This window comes from Streptomyces sp. NPDC000151, from assembly GCF_040301705.1.
Lineage (GTDB): Bacteria > Actinomycetota > Actinomycetes > Streptomycetales > Streptomycetaceae > Streptomyces.
Genome location: NZ_JBEPFC010000081.1, coordinates 1 through 15,551 on the forward strand (window position 1 = coordinate 1; position 15,551 = coordinate 15,551).

General features: G+C 71.7%; 15 protein-coding genes. 6 read left to right on the forward strand and 9 right to left on the reverse strand.

All coding sequences use genetic code 11. The features are described from left to right. Nucleotides 1-129: 129 nt before the first annotated feature. A complete protein-coding gene (locus ABT381_RS21920; protein WP_351596846.1) occupies nt 130-1,167 on the reverse strand; it encodes a glycosyltransferase family 2 protein in 1,038 nt (345 codons plus the stop codon). 143 nt (nt 1,168-1,310) lie between these two features. Here ABT381_RS21920 and ABT381_RS21925 point away from each other — a divergent pair, with 143 nt between their 5' ends. Continuing rightward, the gene (locus ABT381_RS21925) at nt 1,311-2,753 is read left to right on the forward strand and encodes an LCP family protein (RefSeq protein WP_351596849.1); all 1,443 of its coding nucleotides are present in this window, start codon (nt 1,311-1,313) and stop codon (nt 2,751-2,753) included. 48 nt (nt 2,754-2,801) lie between these two features. On the opposite strand, the gene ABT381_RS21930 is transcribed toward ABT381_RS21925, so the two are convergent. Continuing rightward, the gene (locus ABT381_RS21930) at nt 2,802-3,356 is read right to left on the reverse strand and encodes an acyl-CoA thioesterase (protein WP_351596852.1); all 555 of its coding nucleotides are present in this window, start codon (nt 3,354-3,356) and stop codon (nt 2,802-2,804) included. Between the two features lie 277 nt (nt 3,357-3,633). Between ABT381_RS21930 and ABT381_RS21935 the strand changes: the two genes are divergently transcribed. Next, nucleotides 3,634-4,923, forward strand: a complete 1,290-nt coding sequence (locus ABT381_RS21935; RefSeq protein ID WP_351596855.1) for an LCP family protein — start codon at nt 3,634-3,636, stop codon at nt 4,921-4,923. A 75-nt stretch (nt 4,924-4,998) separates the two neighbouring features. Here the strand turns inward: ABT381_RS21935 and ABT381_RS21940 are convergent, their stop codons facing one another. After that, entirely contained in the window at nt 4,999-6,171 is a 1,173-nt protein-coding gene (locus ABT381_RS21940) for an acyl-CoA dehydrogenase family protein (RefSeq protein ID WP_351596858.1), read from the reverse strand. Between the two features lie 178 nt (nt 6,172-6,349). Here ABT381_RS21940 and ABT381_RS21945 point away from each other — a divergent pair, with 178 nt between their 5' ends. After that, nucleotides 6,350-7,690: a UDP-glucose dehydrogenase family protein gene (locus tag ABT381_RS21945; protein WP_351596861.1), complete on the forward strand. Its 1,341-nt coding sequence runs from the start codon at nt 6,350-6,352 to the stop codon at nt 7,688-7,690. Here ABT381_RS21945 and ABT381_RS21950 read toward each other — a convergent pair. After that, a complete protein-coding gene (locus ABT381_RS21950; protein WP_351596864.1) occupies nt 7,687-8,235 on the reverse strand; it encodes a CGNR zinc finger domain-containing protein in 549 nt (182 codons plus the stop codon). The genes ABT381_RS21945 and ABT381_RS21950 overlap by 4 nt on opposite strands. A 74-nt stretch (nt 8,236-8,309) precedes the next feature. Between ABT381_RS21950 and ABT381_RS21955 the strand changes: the two genes are divergently transcribed. Beyond that, nucleotides 8,310-8,678, forward strand: a complete 369-nt coding sequence (locus ABT381_RS21955; protein ID WP_351596867.1) for a VOC family protein — start codon at nt 8,310-8,312, stop codon at nt 8,676-8,678. A 49-nt stretch (nt 8,679-8,727) separates the two neighbouring features. On the opposite strand, the gene ABT381_RS21960 is transcribed toward ABT381_RS21955, so the two are convergent. The 4 genes from ABT381_RS21960 to ABT381_RS21975 all read right to left on the reverse strand — a co-directional run bounded on the left by ABT381_RS21960 (nt 8,728) and on the right by ABT381_RS21975 (nt 13,036). Continuing rightward, the gene (locus ABT381_RS21960) at nt 8,728-9,981 is read right to left on the reverse strand and encodes a dipeptidase (protein ID WP_467754817.1); all 1,254 of its coding nucleotides are present in this window, start codon (nt 9,979-9,981) and stop codon (nt 8,728-8,730) included. A gap of 180 nt (nt 9,982-10,161) precedes the next feature. After that, nucleotides 10,162-11,340, reverse strand: coding sequence for a dipeptidase (locus tag ABT381_RS21965; RefSeq protein ID WP_351596870.1), 1,179 nt, complete (start codon nt 11,338-11,340; stop codon nt 10,162-10,164). After that, nucleotides 11,337-11,873 (reverse strand): 5-(carboxyamino)imidazole ribonucleotide mutase, encoded by a 537-nt coding sequence (purE, locus tag ABT381_RS21970; RefSeq protein WP_351596873.1) that lies wholly within the window; start codon nt 11,871-11,873, stop codon nt 11,337-11,339. Before purE ends, ABT381_RS21965 begins: the two co-directional genes overlap by 4 nt. Continuing rightward, nucleotides 11,870-13,036: a 5-(carboxyamino)imidazole ribonucleotide synthase gene (locus tag ABT381_RS21975; RefSeq protein WP_467754819.1), complete on the reverse strand. Its 1,167-nt coding sequence runs from the start codon at nt 13,034-13,036 to the stop codon at nt 11,870-11,872. The genes purE and ABT381_RS21975 overlap by 4 nt, the downstream gene beginning before the upstream one ends. 159 nt (nt 13,037-13,195) lie before the next feature. On the opposite strand from ABT381_RS21975, the gene ABT381_RS21980 reads away from it, so the two are divergent. Together ABT381_RS21980 and ABT381_RS21985 are read left to right on the forward strand one after the other, a co-directional pair. Then, nucleotides 13,196-13,633 (forward strand): protease inhibitor I42 family protein, encoded by a 438-nt coding sequence (locus ABT381_RS21980; protein WP_351596879.1) that lies wholly within the window; start codon nt 13,196-13,198, stop codon nt 13,631-13,633. 129 nt (nt 13,634-13,762) lie between these two features. Further along, on the forward strand, nt 13,763-14,239 hold the full coding sequence (locus ABT381_RS21985) for a GtrA family protein (RefSeq protein ID WP_351596882.1): 477 nt from the start codon (nt 13,763-13,765) through the stop codon (nt 14,237-14,239). Between the two features lie 23 nt (nt 14,240-14,262). Here ABT381_RS21985 and ABT381_RS21990 read toward each other — a convergent pair whose 3' ends face one another. Then, nucleotides 14,263-15,549: a sensor histidine kinase gene (locus ABT381_RS21990; RefSeq protein WP_351596885.1), complete on the reverse strand. Its 1,287-nt coding sequence runs from the start codon at nt 15,547-15,549 to the stop codon at nt 14,263-14,265. Nucleotides 15,550-15,551: the final 2 nt, after the last annotated feature.

Below are 15,551 nucleotides of genomic sequence, written 5' to 3' on the forward strand. Positions count from 1 at the left end.
CCCACCCCGGCCCCCAACACCCGGCGTCCCTCCCCCCCCCCCGCCAAACCCCCGGCCCCCCCCCCCCGCCCCCCGCCCCCCCCCCCCCCCCCCGGGGGCACCCCCCCGCCGCTCTGTACGCAGGGGCCGCTAGGCGGTCTCCGCCGGGGCCGTCAGCACGGCCGGGCGGCGGCTGGCGATGACCTTCCTGGCGAGCGCGCGCGGGCTGGTGAGGAAGCCCCAGCCCCACGACATGTGCATGGTCGCCAGCGCGACGGGGATCTGGGCGCGGGCCTTCAGGGGCAGCCCCTTGCCGGCCGGGACGGAGCCCGCCGCGATGGCCGCGAGGTAGGCGCCCGGGACGACGAAGCCCCACGGCGTCACTGCCGCGCCGACCACGATGCCCGCGGCGATCGCGCAGACCGCGGCCGGCGGCGCGAGGTAGCGCAGATTGATCGACCCTGAGTGGTAGCGCGCGACGACGTGCCGCCACTTGCCGTAGTCCTTGTACTGCTTGGCCAGCGCCTTGACGTTGGGCCGCGGCCGGTACTGCACCTTCAGCTCGGGCGAGAACCAGATCAGCCCGCCCGCCTCGCGGATGCGGAAGTTCAGCTCCCAGTCCTGCGCGCGGATGAACTCGATGTTGTACCCGTCCTGCTGCTCCAGCGCCTCGCGCCGGAAGACACCCAGGAAGACGGTCTCGGCGGGGCCTGCCTGTCCGCCGGTGTGGAACGCCGCGTTGCCCACCCCGATCTTCGAGGTCATGGCGGCGGCGACGGCCTGCTCCCAGGCGTTCTCGCCCTCGGCGTTCATGATGCCGCCGACGTTCTGCGCGCCGGTCTCCTCCAGGAGGCGGACCGCGGTCGCGATGTAGTTGCGCGACAGCATGCCGTGGCCGTCCACCCGCACCACGATGGGGTGCCGGGACGCCTTGATCGCGGCATTCAGCGCAGCGGGCGTACGCCCGGTCGGGTTGGGCACGGTGTGGACCCGCGGGTCCTCCCGTACCAGCTCGGCGGCGATCTCGTCGGTGCGGTCCGTGGACGGCCCGAGCGCGATCACCACCTCCATCTCGCCGTCGTACTCCTGCTCCAGGATGTGGCGCACGGAGTCGCGCAGATGACGTTCCTCATTGAGCACCGGCATGATCACGGAGACTGCGGGGTGCTGGCTCGGCGTGGCGTTCATCGGTGTTCACGTTACCGCGAACGGGCGTACGGGGCCGACGGCAGCCGAGTGGCGCGGTGGACCGGTGCGGCGTGTGATGACAGTCAGCCGATCATACGGACGTACTGTCATTTTTTCCCCGTGTCTACGAGGAGGTGCCCTCTATGCCCGAGCCGCCCCGCACCCTCCCCCTCCCCGCACCCGGCAGGCGGCGCCGGAGAACGCGGTGGATCGTGCGGGCGACCGCCGGCGTCTCCGTCCTCCTGCTGGCCGCGAGCGGCGTCGGCCACGCGATGGTGGCCGGGGTCAACGAGGGCATCTCCCGGGTGGACGCCTTCAAGGACATGGGCAAGCGGCCCCGGGCCGGCTCGGGGGACGGGATGAACTTCCTGGTCGCGGGCACCGACGGCCGGGACCGGCTGTCGGCGGCGGAGAAGGAGAAGTACCACCTCGGCGGTGCGCCCTGTCACTGCACCGACACGGTCATGCTCGTCCACCTCTCGGCGGCCCGGGACCGGGCGAGCGTGATCAGCCTGCCCCGCGACTCCTTCGTCGAGGCGCCCGAGCGCAAGGACGAGAAGACCGGGCGTACGGTGCCGGCCCACCCGATCAAGCTGAACGCGGCGTACGCGGAGGGCGGCCCCAACCTCACCGTCCGCACCGTGGAACACATGACCGGGGTGCACATCGACCACTACCTGGAGGTCGACTTCACCAGCTTCATGAAGACCGTGGACGCGGTCGGCGGCGTGCGGGTGTGCACCACCCGGCCGCTGAAGGACCGCTACTCCGGGCTGGACCTGCCCAAGGGGGCCAGCGAGCTGAACGGCGGCCAGGCGCTCCAGTACGTCCGCGCCCGGCACCTCGACGGCGGCTCCGACCTGGGCCGCATGCAGCGCCAGCAGCGCTTCCTGGTCGCCCTGCTGCACAAGATCACCGACTCGGACGCGCTGGTGAACCCGGTGACGTTCAAGCGGATCACCTCGACCCTGCTGGACTCGCTGCGCGCCGACGCGGGCTTCGGGACCCGCGAGATGGTCGCGCTCGGGCAGGCGCTGCGCGGCTTCAAGCCCTCCTCCTCGGAGTTCGCCTCCGTCCCCATCAGCGACATCAGCTACTCCGTGCCGAACGTCGGGTCGACGGTGAAGTGGGACGAGGAGCGCGCGAAGAAGCTCTTCGCGGCCGTCCGCGCCGACCGCCCGCTGGCCGTGCACAAGAAGCACAAGGACCGCGCGACCGTGGTGGACGTGCCGCCGGACGAGATCCGGGTCCAGGTCGACAACGGCACCCGCACCCGCGGCCACGCGGCGCGGGCCGACAAGGCGCTGCGCGCGACCGGCTTCGCGACCACCGGCACGCCCCGCAACGCCCCGGCACCCGCCGACCGCACGGTGATCAGCTACGACCCGCGCTGGAACCGTTCGGTACGGACGCTGGCCGCCGCGCTGCCCGGCGCGAAACTGCGCCCGGTGCCGGGCCAGGGCCCGGTCCTGCGGGTCACCCTCGGCCCCGACCACAAGGGCGTCCACAAGGTGCGCGCCGAGGACCCCGCACCCGGCTCCGCCGATGCGCAGCCGGTCACGGGGGACGAGGAGGAGTGCCGGTAGCCCTCAGGACGGGCAGCGCTCAGGGCAGGCAGCCCTCGGGCCTGCGGTTCAGCCCTCGTCGACGCCGTCGGCGGCGCGGCGCTGCCGCAGCTCCATGATGGCGCGGCGCCGGGCGAGCCGGTGCGTGCGACGGATCTGCGCCTCCTGATAGCGCCGCTTGTCGCGCTCGGTCTCGGGGATCACCGGCGGTACCCGGCGCGGCTTGCCGTCCCCGTCGACGGCGGCGAAGACCAGGTACGCGGAGCCGACCTGCTGGGCGGGCGTGGACTCGTTCCAGCGCTCGGCCAGTACCCGTACACCGACCTCCATGGAGGACCGCCCGGTCCAGTTCACCTGAGCCTTCACATGCACAAGGTCACCGACCCTGACCGGCTCCAGGAACACCATCTCGTCCATGGAGGCCGTGACGGCGGGGCCGCCGGAGTGCCGGCCGGCCACCGCGCCCGCCGCGTCATCCACCAGCTTCATGATCACGCCGCCGTGGACGGTGCCGAGCAGATTGGTGTGGCTCGCGTCCATGATGTGGCTGAGTGTCGTGCGCGAGACGGAGGTGGGCTTGCCCGGGAGGCTACCCTCCGAGCCGTCGGTGACGAGGTCGCTCATACGTCCACCCTATGCACCCCACCGGACACCTTCTGCCCGAGACGGTCACGGACCTCACCGACCGGTCCGCTTTGCTCCCCTTTCGCCCCATTACAGGTGCAATCGCGGGCAAACATGCGCCCCGCCCGTCCCGAATCGTCGCTTCCCGTCCCGCGCGGCCCAATCGTCGCGCCCTCCCCTTTATGCCGCGTCACTTTGCATCAGCTCTGCAACAGCCGCGGTCCGATCCCGTCCCCGCCCTGTATGGCGGGGTGTACCGGCAGGCACACTTTGCTCCATGAACGAGTGGCGCGACGGGCTCCCCCGTGACGACGACAGGAACCGGTACGGACGCGGCAGCAGCAGCGACCGTCCGGAGGGCGCGCGCGCCATGCGACAGGTGCGCCGGCAGCCCACCGGCGGTTACGGCGAGCCGCCGCTGCCGCCCGGCATGTCGCCGCGCCGCCAGGGCGTCCCGCCGCAGCCGGGCCACGACGGCGGCCACGGCGGCGGTCACTACGACGACGGCTACAACACCGGCCAGGTCTACGGCGGCGGCCACGGTGGCGGCGGCGGTTACGGCGACGACGGCTACCGCCCCCGCCCCAACTGGGGCCGCCGCATCAAGCGCACCCTGATCACCGTGATCGTCGTGCTGCTGGTCGCCTCGGTCGGCACGTACTTCTGGGCCGACTCCAAGATGCGCAAGGAGGTCGACCTCAGCAAGGTGATCGACCGCCCCGAGGAGGGCGACGGCACCAACTACCTGATCGTCGGCTCCGACAGCCGCGAGGGGATGTCCGCGCAGCAGAAGAAGGACCTGCACACGGGCTCCGCCGACGGCAAGCGCACCGACTCGATGATGATCCTGCACACGGGCTCCAACGGCCCGACGCTGATCTCGCTGCCGCGCGACTCCAACATCACGATCCCGCAGTTCCGCGGTTCCGAGTCCGGCAAGATGCAGGCCGCGATGGGCGCCAACAAGCTCAACGCCGCGTACTCCATCGACGGCCCCCAGCTGCTGGTGCGCACCGTGGAGTACAACACCGGGCTGCACATCGACCACTACGCCGAGATCGGCTTCGCCGGCTTCGCGAACATCGTGGACGCCATCGGCGGCGTCGACATGAAGCTCGACAAGGGCTTCAAGGACAAGTGGTCCGGCGCCGACTTCAAGGCCGGCGAGCAGACGCTGAACGGCCAGCAGGCCCTGGCGTACGTCCGTACCCGGCACGCCTTCGCCGGCAGCGACCTGGACCGCACGAAGAACCAGCAGAAGTTCCTCTCGACGCTGGCCCACCAGGTGGCCTCGCCGGGCACGCTCCTGAACCCCTTCGCGCTCTACCCGGCCATGGGCGCGGGCCTGGACACCCTGGTCGTCGACAAGGACATGGGCCCCTACTCGCTCGGCAAGATGTTCTTCGCGCTGAAGAACGTCACCAGCAAGGGCGGCGACGGAAAGTCCATGAACATGCCGGTCTCCGGCAGCGTCGGCGGCAACCTCCAGTGGGACATGCCGAAGGTCAAGCAGCTGGTCGGCGAGCTGAAGAACGACGACCCGGTCACGGTCACCGCGGACCAGTGACCCGCTCCGGACCATGAGAAGGCCCCGGCTCCCCTCGAGGAGCCGGGGCCTTCTCGTGTGCCCTGTACGACGCCGTTACGGCAGGTTGCGGGCCATGACGATGCGCTGGACCTGGTTAGTGCCCTCGTAGATCTGGGTGATCTTCGCGTCGCGCATCATGCGCTCCAGCGGGTAGTCACGGGTGTAGCCGTAACCGCCGAGCAGCTGGACGGCGTCGGTCGTGATCTCCATGGCCGCGTCGGAGGCGTAGCACTTGGCGGCGGCGCCGAAGAAGGTGAGGTCCTCGGCCTTGCCGCCGGCGGAGATCCGCTCGGACTTGGCAGCGGCCGCGTAGGTGAGCTGGCGGGCCGCCTCCAGCTTCATGGCCATGTCGGCGAGCATGAACTGCACGCCCTGGAAGTCGCCGATCGGCTTGCCGAACTGCTTGCGCTCCTGGACGTAGCCCTTGGCGTAGTCCAGCGCGCCCTGGGCGATGCCCAGCGCCTGGGCCGCGATGGTGATGCGGGTGTGGTCCAGCGTCTTCATCGCGGTGGCGAAGCCGGTGCCCTCCGCGCCGATCATGCGGTCGGCGGGGATGCGCACGTTGTCGAGGTAGACCTCGCGGGTCGGCGAGCCCTTGATGCCCAGCTTCTTCTCCGGAGCGCCGAAGGAGACGCCCTCATCGCCCTTCTCCACCACGAAGGCGGAGATGCCCTTGGAGCGCTTCTCCGGGTCGGTGACCGCCATGACGGTGTAGTACTCGGAGACGCCCGCGTTGGTGATCCAGCGCTTCACACCGTTGAGGACGTAGTGGTCGCCGTCACGCACGGCCTTGGTCTTCATACCCGCCGCGTCCGAGCCCGCGTCCGGCTCGCTCAGGCAGTACGAGAACATCGCGTCGCCCGATGCCAGCGGGCCGAGGTACTTCTTCTTCAGCTCCTCGGAGCCGGAGAGGATCACCGGCAGCGAGCCGAGCTTGTTCACGGCGGGGATCAGGGAGGACGAGGCGCAGACGCGGGCCACCTCCTCGATGACGATCACGGTCGCCAGCGCGTCGGCGCCGGCGCCGCCGTAGGACTCCGGTACATGCACGGCGTGCAGGTCGTTGGCGACCAGGGCGTCCAGCGCCTCCTGCGGGAAGCGGGCCTCCTCGTCCACCGCGGTGGCGACCGGTGCGATCTTCGCCTCGGCGAGCGCGCGCACCGACTCACGGAGCATGTCGTGCTCCTCAGCCGGCCGGTACAGATCGAAATCGGCGTTTCCCGCCAAGGTCTCTCATCTCCCCTGAGTGCTAACTACCGTTAAGTAACCTGTCGCGTTTCCCTGGATTCTAGAGGCGGAGCGCCTTGTGGGGTACGTGAGGTTGCCGACAACGGCCGAATCGCCGCACCCCGTGTCCCAGCTATGCTCGGCCCCGCAGCAGACTTCGTTCGCACCTGGAGCGTCCATGCCCCTCAAGATCACCGTGATCGGCACCGGCTACCTCGGCGCCACGCACGCCGCCGCCATGGCCGAGCTCGGCTTCGAGGTGCTGGGGCTCGACGTCGTGCCCGAGAAGATCGAGATGCTCGGCCGCGGCGAGGTGCCGCTGTACGAGCCGGGCCTGGAGGAGCTGCTGCGCAAGCACGTCGCCGGCCTCCCCGGGTCCAGCGGACGGCTGCGGTTCACCACGTCATGGGAAGAGGCCGGCGCCTTCGGCGACGTGCACTTCGTGTGCGTGAACACCCCGCAGAAGCACGGCGAGTACGCCTGTGACATGTCCTACGTCGACAGCGCCTTCGAGTCGCTCGCGCCGCACCTGACGCGGCCCACGCTGGTCGTCGGCAAGTCCACCGTGCCGGTGGGCAGCGCGGCGCGGCTCGCCAAGCGGCTGGCCGAGCTGGCGCCGGCCGGCGAGGAGGCGGAGCTGGCCTGGAACCCGGAGTTCCTGCGCGAGGGCTTCGCGGTCCAGGACACCCTGCACCCCGACCGGCTCGTGGTCGGCGTGGCCAGCGAGCGCGCCGAGTCGCTGCTGCGCGAGGTGTACGCCACACCGCTGGCCGAGGGCTCGCCGTGGGTCGTGATGGACTACCCGACCGCCGAGCTGGTCAAGACCGCCGCGAACTCCTTCCTCGCGACCAAGATCTCCTTCATCAACGCGATGGCCGAGATCTGCGAGGCGGCCGACGGCGACGTGCTGAAGCTGGCCGAGGCGATCGGCCACGACGAGCGGATCGGCAAGAAGTTCCTGCGCGCCGGGGTCGGCTTCGGCGGCGGCTGCCTGCCGAAGGACCTGCGTGCCTTCATGGCCCGCGCCGGCGAGCTGGGCGCCGACCAGGCGCTGACCTTCCTGCGCGAGATCGACTCGATCAACATGCGCCGCCGCGGCCACATGGTGGAGCTGGCGCGCGAGGCGGTCGGCGGCGGCTTCCTCGGCAAGCGGGTCGCCGTGCTGGGCGCGACCTTCAAGCCGGACTCCGACGACGTGCGGGACTCCCCCGCGCTGAACGTCGCGGGCCAGATCCACCTCCAGGGCGGCCAGGTGACCGTGTACGACCCCAAGGGCATGGAGAACGCCCGCCGGGTCTTCCCGACGCTGGGGTACGCGCCGACCGCCATGGACGCCGCGCGCGGCGCCGACGTCGTGCTGCACCTGACCGAGTGGCGGGAGTTCCGCGAGCTGGACCCGGCGACGCTGGGCGAGGTCGCGGCCCACCGCCGCATCCTGGACGGCCGCAACGCGCTGGACCCGGAGCTGTGGCGCAAGGCGGGCTGGACGTACCGGGCGCTGGGGCGGCCGCGCGCCTAACTCTGGGCCTTCCGGGCCCTGTACGTACGCATCTTGGCCCGGCTGCCGCAGAGCGCCATGGAGCACCAGCGGCTGCGGCCGGCCGGGCTGCGGTCGTAGTAGACCCACTCGCAGTCGTGCGCCTCGCAGGCCTTGAGGCGGCGCCAGCTGCCGTCGGCGGCCGCGGTGGCGATGCCCGCGGCGATCCGGGCGGTCAGCGCGGCGACGCCGGTGAGCCCGGGCGCCGGACCCAGTGCGGCCTCGCCTCGTCCGTCCACGGTGAGCGTCAGCGGCGCCGCGGCGAGCAGCGCGCCCAGCTCGCGTGCGGTCTCCTCGGGCAGGTCGTGCCCCGTGTGGGCGAGGCAGGCGGCACGCAGGGCTTCGCGCAGCCGCTGGACGGCGGCCACTTCACGTTTCCCGGCGGGAGCCGGCGGCAACCCGTGCTCGCGCAGGAACGCGGCGAGTCCGCCGGGCGCGGCCAGCGCGTCCTGCCCGCTCTCGATGTCCAGGGTGTTCGCCAGGTCCTGGACCAGGGCCAGGGAAGGCGGCGCGCTACGGTCGGCCACCCTTGCCACGTTACCGGCTGAGGGCCATCATGCAGTAACGAAGTTACCGCTAAACCGTCGCAGGAGGTAACACCATGGCCATCGCTCAGTACGGCGTCGTCGTGCTCGACGCTCCCGACCCGAAGGCCCTCGCCGAGTTCTACGCCGGCCTGCTCGGCTGGCAGGTCGGCGAGCTCGAGGGCGACTGGATCGAGGTGGCCGGGCCGCAGGGGCGGATGCTCGCCTTCCAGAAGGCACCCGACCTGGTGCCGCCGGACTGGCCCAGCGGTGAGCGCTCCCAGCAGCTGCACCTGGACTTCCGGGTGCCGCGGGCGCAGATCGAGGAGGCGGAGCGCGAGGCGCTGGAGCTCGGCGCGAAGCTGGTCCAGCACGACGAGGGCAAGCGCGACTTCCGCGTCTACCTCGACCCGGCGGGGCACCCGTTCTGTCTGTGCCTGCACTGAGCACAGCCACCCTGGCGGGGCGGGCGGGGGTCACCCGCCCGCCCCGCTTTCAGGTCCAGGCCCAGTGCAGCCGGGTCATCCGGTCCCGCCGGTCCGCCCGGTCCAGCCGGTCGATGGTCGCCGTCGACGGCCCGCGGCGGTGCCGGGCCTCGCGCGCGGCGAACTCCGCGCCGCGCATCGCGCGCAGGGCATTGCCCCAGGTCAGCCCGGCCAGGTCGGCGAAGGACCAGCCGCGGCTGATCAGTTCGGCGATCAGCCGCGGGTAGCCGGAGACGTCCTCCAGGCCCTGCGGCCGTCCCTCGGCCGGGTCGGTGTCGAAGCCGGCGCCCAGGCCGACGTGCGCCGCGCCCGCCACGTTCCGTACGTGGTCGAGGTGGTCGGCGACGTCCTCCACGGTCGCCACGCCCACCGGCCCGGTGACCCGCTGCGGGGCGAAGGTGACCATGCAGATCCCGCCGTTGCGGGGCAGCTGCGCGAGCACGTCGTCGGGCACGTTGTGCCGGTGATTGGTGAGGTTCCGGGCGGCCGTCCGGTTCAGGAAGACCGGCGCCTTGGTGATGGCCAGCGTGTGGCGCATCGCGTCGACCGAGGCGTACGAGAGGTCGATGAGCATCCCGAGGCGGTTCATCTCCCGGACCACCTCCTCGCCGAAGGCGGTGAGGCCGCCCGCGCACGGGGTGTCGGCCGCCGCGTCCGCCCAGGGGGTGTTGCGGTCCGGCGTGAGCAGCATCGAGCGCACGCCCAGGGTGTGCAGGGCGCGCAGCGCGCCGAGCGAGCTGTCGATGATCTGGCCGCCGGCCGAGCCGAGCAGACAGGCGATGCGGCCCCGGTTGCGGCACTCGGTGACGTCGTCGGCGGACATCGCCAGGCGCAGCGCTTCGGGGTAGGCGCGCACCAGCTGGTACACGAAGTCGATCTGTTCGAGGGTGGCGCTGATGGCGTGGTCGCCGCTGAGCGCGGTGGGCACCTGCACGGACCAGAACTGCGCGCCGACGCGGCCCTGCTGCAGCCGGGGGATGTCGGTGCTGACGGCGGGTTCGCCGTAGTCGAGGTCGTAGTAGTGACCCGGCGTCAGGTCGTCGCCGTGGTGCAGCCGCAGCGCCCAGGGCAGGGCGTTGTGGCCGTCGAAGACGGGGTGCGCGGCGAGCAGCGCGTGCGCGCGGGAGAGCGGGTCGCGGCGCAGCGGCGGGTCGGCGGGGCGCCCGAGTGATCCGTACGGGGAGTGGGCGTCCTCGGCGGCGCCGAGATCCCCGGCGGCACCGGTGAGGTCTGCGGCTTCCAGATCGGGGGCGAGGTCGGCCATGGTCGGAGCTCCTGGATCGGTGGCAGTAGGGCCACGGTGACACGGGAGATCCACTTCTTCGCGGTGGATGGTGCGTACGGGGCATCGGCGTCACACGCATGGCCACGCGCCCTTGTACGCACCGGACTCCGGCAGCCGTACGGCCGGCCGGAACCGGCCGTACGGTGCGGATGTCCGCCGTCAGCCGTCCAGCTGACCGATCGTCGCGTTCGACGGGCCGCGGCGCTCCTGGATGCCGCGCGCGGCGGTCTCCGCGTCGCGCAGCGTGCGGACCGCGTTCTGCCAGGTGAGCTTGGCGAGGTCGGCCTCGGACCACTTGCGGTCCAGCAGCTCCGCGATCAGATTCGGATAGCCCGCGACGTCGGTGAGGCCGTCCGGAGTGAAGGCCGTGCCGTCGTAGTCGCCGCCGACCCCGATGTGGTCGACGCCGGCGACCTCGCGCATGTGGTCGAGGTGATCGGCGACGGTGGCGGCGGTGGCCACCGGGCGGGGGTTGGCCGCCTCGAAGGCGCGCTGCACCTTCATGCCGGCCTCGGTGGTGTCGAGGTGGTGCAGGCCGTGCGCGCGCATGTTCTCGTCGGCGCGCTTCGTCCACTCCCCGGCCTCGGGCAGCACGAACTTCGGTACGAAGGTGGCCATCGCGACGCCGCCGTTGGCGGGCAGCTGCGCGAGCACGTCGTCGGGGATGTTGCGCGGGTGGTCGCAGACGGCGCGCGCGGAGGAGTGCGAGAAGACCACCGGCGCCTCGGTGACCCGCAGCGCGTCCCGCATCGTGTCGGCGGAGACGTGGCTGAGGTCGACCAACATGCCGAGCCGGTTCATCTCGCGCACGACCTCCTCGCCGAAGGCGGTGAGGCCGTTCGCGCGCGGTTCGTCGGTCGCCGAGTCCGCCCACGCGATGTTGTCGTTGTGCGTGAGCGTCATGTACCGGACGCCGAGCGCGTACAGGGCGCGCAGGGTGGCCAGCGAGCAGTGGATCGAGTGGCCGCCCTCGGCACCCATCAGGGACGCGATCCGCCCCTCGGCGCGGGCCGCCTCCATGTCGTCGGCGGTGAGCGCGCGCCGCAGGTCGCCGGGGTACCGGTCGATCAGCTGCGCCACGCAGTCGACCTGCTCCAGGGTGGCGCTGACCGCCCGGTCGCCGTCGTAGTCGGAGCGTACGTACACCGACCAGAACTGCGCGCCGACGCCGCCGGCGCGCAGCCGCGGGATGTCGGTGTGCAGGTGCGCCGACTGGTCGGTGGCGATGTCGCGCCGGCCGAGGTCGTAGCGGACCTGCTCGCGCAGCGCCCAGGGCAGGTCGTTGTGGCCGTCGACGACGGGCCAGCGGGCGAGCAGGTCGCGGGCCGCCTCGCTCACTTGCCGCTCCCGAAGCCGAAGCCCTCGTTGCCCCCGACCTTGTTCCGCAGCCGCTTGCCCTTCTCGGTGGCCTGCTCGTTCAGCTCCCGCTGGAACTCGCGCATCCGCTCCTGCAGGTCGGCGTCGTGCGCGGCGAGCATCCGGGCGGCGAGCAGACCGGCGTTGCGGGCGCCGCCGACCGAGACGGTGGCGACCGGCACGCCGGCCGGCATCTGCACGATGGACAGCAGCGAGTCCATGCCGTCGAGGTACTTCAGCGGTACGGGCACGCCGATGACCGGCAGCGGCGTGACCGAGGCCAGCATGCCGGGCAGATGGGCCGCTCCCCCGGCACCCGCGATGATCGCCTTCAGACCGCGGCCCGCGGCCTCCTCGCCGTACGCGACCATCTCGCGCGGCATGCGGTGCGCGGAGACGACGTCGACCTCGTAGGGGATCTCGAACTCGTCGAGGGCCTGCGCCGCGGCCTCCATGACGGGCCAGTCGGAGTCGGAGCCCATGACGATGCCGACAACAGGGGAGCTGGAAGTCATTCGGTGATCGTTCCTCGCAGGTAGCCGGCGGCGTGCGCGGCGCGCTCACGCACGTCGGCCAGGTCGTCGCCGTAGGTGTTGACGTGCCCGACCTTACGGCCGGGCTTCACGTCCTTGCCGTACATGTGGATCTTCAGCTGCGGGTCCCGGGCCATGCAGTGCAGGTACGCGCTGTACATGTCCGGGTAGTCGCCGCCGAGCACGTTGGCCATGACGGTCCACTCGGCGCGCGGGCGCGGGTCGCCCAGCGGGAGGTCCAGTACCGCACGGACGTGGTTGGCGAACTGCGAGGTGATCGCGCCGTCCTGGGTCCAGTGCCCGGAGTTGTGCGGGCGCATCGCCAGTTCGTTGACGAGGATGCGGTGGTTTCCCTCGGAATCGACAGCCTCGAACAGCTCGACCGCGAGGTGCCCCGTGACGTCCAGTTCCTTGGCGATGCGCAGGGCCAGCTCCTGGGCCTGCGCCGACAGCTCCTCGGAGAGGCCGGGGGCGGGCGCGATGACCGTGTCGCAGACGCCGTCGACCTGGATGGACTCCACGACCGGGTACGCGACGGCCTGGCCGTGCGGGGAGCGGACGATGTTGGCGGCCAGCTCGCGGGTGAAGTCGACCTTCTCCTCGGCGAGGACGGGCACGCCGGCGCGGAACGGCTCCTCGGCGTCCTTGGCGGATCGTACGAACCACACGCCCTTGCCGTCGTAACCGCCGCGGACCGTCTTCAGGATGACCGGAAACCCTCCCCCACTCTCGGCTCCGCTCGAGCGGGAGGTGCCCCCAACCTCAGCGGCGAAACGTTCGACGTCGCTCGGGTCCTCAACGATGCGATGGCGCGGGCAGGGGGCGCCGATCTCGGTCAGTTTCGCCCGCATCACGCCCTTGTCCTGGGCGTGCACCAGCGCGTCCGGACCGGGGCGTACGGGGATGCCGTCCGCCTCCAGGGCCCGTAGATGCTCGGTGGGGACGTGCTCATGATCGAAAGTGATCACGTCACAGCCGCGCGCGAACTCCCGCAGGGTGTCCAGGTCGCGGTAGTCGCCGACGACGACATCGCCGACGACCTGCGCCGCGGAGTCCTGCGGGGTGTCACTGAGGAGCTTGAACCTGATGCCGAGGGGGATGCCTGCCTCGTGGGTCATACGGGCGAGCTGTCCGCCGCCGACCATGCCGACTACCGGAAACGTCACGCCTTCAGGGTATCCGCTCCGACCGACCGTTCCCGGCCACCCCTTGGACGATCCTCTGAATCCGGACGTTCCGCACCTCTGTGCGAGCCGCCACCGGACGATAGGCTCGTCCGGACGCGCGGACCCGGGGGAGGACGCATGGACGCCACCGACGGCATATCGACGCCGTCCCGCAAGATCGGCATAGCGGTCGCGGTGGCGGCCCTGCTGGTAACCGTGTACTCCCTCATATCCCTGCTCACCGCCGGTCCCCAGGTGTTCGGGCCGCAGGACACCGTCATCTCCGTCGCCCCCGGCGAGCGCTTCTCGATAGAGCTGGACGACAACCCGAGCACCGGCTACCGCTGGACCGTCGCGGCCCCGTCCCCGGACCCGGACGTGCTCAAGCCGGCCGGCAGCCACTACGAGGCGGACGAGCCGGTGGTCGCGGGCTCCGGCGGCACCCGCTACCTGGAGTTCCGGGCCGTCCGCGCGGGCCGGACCGAGCTGGCGCTGCGGCGCTGCTTCCAGTGCGGCACCGAGCGCGCCGACAGCGGCGGCGAGCGGCTCGCCTTCCGCATCACCGTGACCGGCTGACGCGCCTCCTCCCGGCGGAACAGCCGGGGCACGGGCGGCCCGCCGACGCGCTGGTTAGCATGAGTGCACGGCCGGCCGCCGACCACGGCCCGCCGGACACGACGCCTCACGGGGAGCTGAACCACCAATATGTCTGGACCGAGCCCGCTGCGTTCGCGGCTGGAGCTGCTGGGCCGCGAGATCGTGAAGTTCGGCGCGGTGGGCGGAGCCGGTGTGCTGGTCAACCTCGTGGTCTTCAACCTCGTGCGGCACACCACGGAGCTGCCCGTGGTGCGGGCCGGGATCGTCGCGACGGTCGTCGCGATCCTCTTCAACTACGTCGGCTTCCGCTACTTCACCTACCGGGACCGCGACAAAAGCAGCCGCACCAAGGAGCTGGCGCTCTTCGTCTTCTTCAGCGCGGTCGGCCTGGTGATCGAGAACGGCACCCTCTACGCCGCGACGTACTGGTGCGGCTGGAACACCCCGCTGCAGAACAACGTCTTCAAGTTCCTCGGCATCGGCATCGCCACGCTCTTCCGCTTCTGGTCCTACCGCTCCTGGGTCTTCCGGGCGCTGCCGGCCGAGGAGACGGCGAAGGCCCCCGAGACCGCCGGCCGCCGGTAGAGTCCGCCGGCCGCCGGTAAGGCTCAGCGCGGGCCGGCCTCCGGATCGGGCTCGTCCTCGTCGGCCGGCCGGTACTGCTCCGACTCCCGGCTGAGGAAGAGCGCGAAGACCGGCGGCTCCTGCTGGAGCAGCTCCAGCCGGCCGCCGTCCGCCTCCGCCAGGTCGCGGGCCACCGCGAGCCCCAGGCCCGTGGAGTTCCGGCCGCTCACCGTCCGCTCGAAGACCCGGGAACCCAGATCGGGCGGTACGCCGGGGCCCGCGTCGGTGACCTCGACGACGGCCTGGTTGCCGGTGACGCGCGTACGCAGCGCCACGGTGCCATCGCCGTGCATCAGCGAGTTCTCGATCAAGGTCGCGAGGACCTGGGCGACCGCGCCCGGCGTCCCGACCGCCCGCAGGTTCTTCTTCCCCGAGCGGACGATGGCCCGGCCCGCGCTGCGGTACGCCGGGCGCCACTCCTCGATCTGCTGCTTGACGACCTCGTCCAGGTCGAAGGCGACGGCGGAGCCGGAGCGCGGGTCGCGGGAGTTCGTCAGCAGCCGCTGGACGACGTCGCTGAGCCGGTCCACCTGCCCCAGCGCGATCGTCGCCTCCTCCTTCACCGTCTCCGGGTCGTCGGTGAGCGTGATCTCCTCCAGCCGCATGGAGAGCGCGGTCAGCGGCGTACGGAGCTGGTGGGACGCGTCGGCGGCGAGCCGGCGCTCGGCGGTGAGCATCCGCCCGATCCGCTCGGCGGAGGCGTCCAGCACGTCCGCGACCCGGTCCAGCTCGTGCACGCCGTAGCGGCGGTGCCGGGGCCGGGGGTCGCCGGAGCCGAGGCGTTCGGCGGTCTCGGCGAGGTCGATGAGCGGGGCGGTCAGCCGGCGGGCCTGCCGGATCGCGAGGATCACGGCCGCGAGGATGGCCAGCGCCGCGACCGCCAGGATGATCAACAGCGTGCGGCCGATCTCCGCGCTGACCGCGGAGCGGGGCTCCTGCACGGTGACGGTCTCGCCCTGCTCGCCGTGGACGGTGGAGGCGATGACGTCGCCGGAGGGCCGGCTGCCGATCTGTACGGGGGCGTGGCCCGGCACCTGGATCAGCGCGTACCGGTCGGTGGTGATCTGCTCGGCCAGCACCTCGGCGGTGATCTTCTCGCCGCCGCTCAGCCGGCTCTCGACCATGCCCACCAGGCGCACGGCCTCCGCCCCCACGCTCTCCTGGGCCCCCGTCTGGATGGTGCGGGTCTCCACGATGACGAGCGAGACGCCGAAGACGGCGATCACGACGAGCACCACGGCGAGCGTGGAGTTGATCAGACGGCGGCGCACGG

Bases quoted from the DNA above. Each gene is read 5' to 3' on its own strand.
- ABT381_RS21925 (WP_351596849.1), top strand. From the start codon at position 1,311: ATGCCCGAGCCGCCCCGCACCCTCCCCCTCCCCGCACCCGGCAGGCGG.
- ABT381_RS21935 (WP_351596855.1), top strand. From the start codon at position 3,634: ATGAACGAGTGGCGCGACGGGCTCCCCCGTGACGACGACAGGAACCGG.
- ABT381_RS21945 (WP_351596861.1), top strand. From the start codon at position 6,350: ATGCCCCTCAAGATCACCGTGATCGGCACCGGCTACCTCGGCGCCACG.
- ABT381_RS21985 (WP_351596882.1), top strand. From the start codon at position 13,763: ATGTCTGGACCGAGCCCGCTGCGTTCGCGGCTGGAGCTGCTGGGCCGC.
- purE (WP_351596873.1), bottom strand. From the start codon at position 11,873: ATGACTTCCAGCTCCCCTGTTGTCGGCATCGTCATGGGCTCCGACTCC.
- ABT381_RS21960 (WP_467754817.1), bottom strand. From the start codon at position 9,981: ATGGCCGACCTCGCCCCCGATCTGGAAGCCGCAGACCTCACCGGTGCC.
- ABT381_RS21930 (WP_351596852.1), bottom strand. From the start codon at position 3,356: ATGAGCGACCTCGTCACCGACGGCTCGGAGGGTAGCCTCCCGGGCAAG.
- ABT381_RS21975 (WP_467754819.1), bottom strand. From the start codon at position 13,036: ATGGTCGGCGGCGGACAGCTCGCCCGTATGACCCACGAGGCAGGCATC.
- ABT381_RS21980 (WP_351596879.1), top strand. From the start codon at position 13,196: ATGGACGCCACCGACGGCATATCGACGCCGTCCCGCAAGATCGGCATA.
- ABT381_RS21920 (WP_351596846.1), bottom strand. From the start codon at position 1,167: ATGAACGCCACGCCGAGCCAGCACCCCGCAGTCTCCGTGATCATGCCG.
- ABT381_RS21955 (WP_351596867.1), top strand. From the start codon at position 8,310: ATGGCCATCGCTCAGTACGGCGTCGTCGTGCTCGACGCTCCCGACCCG.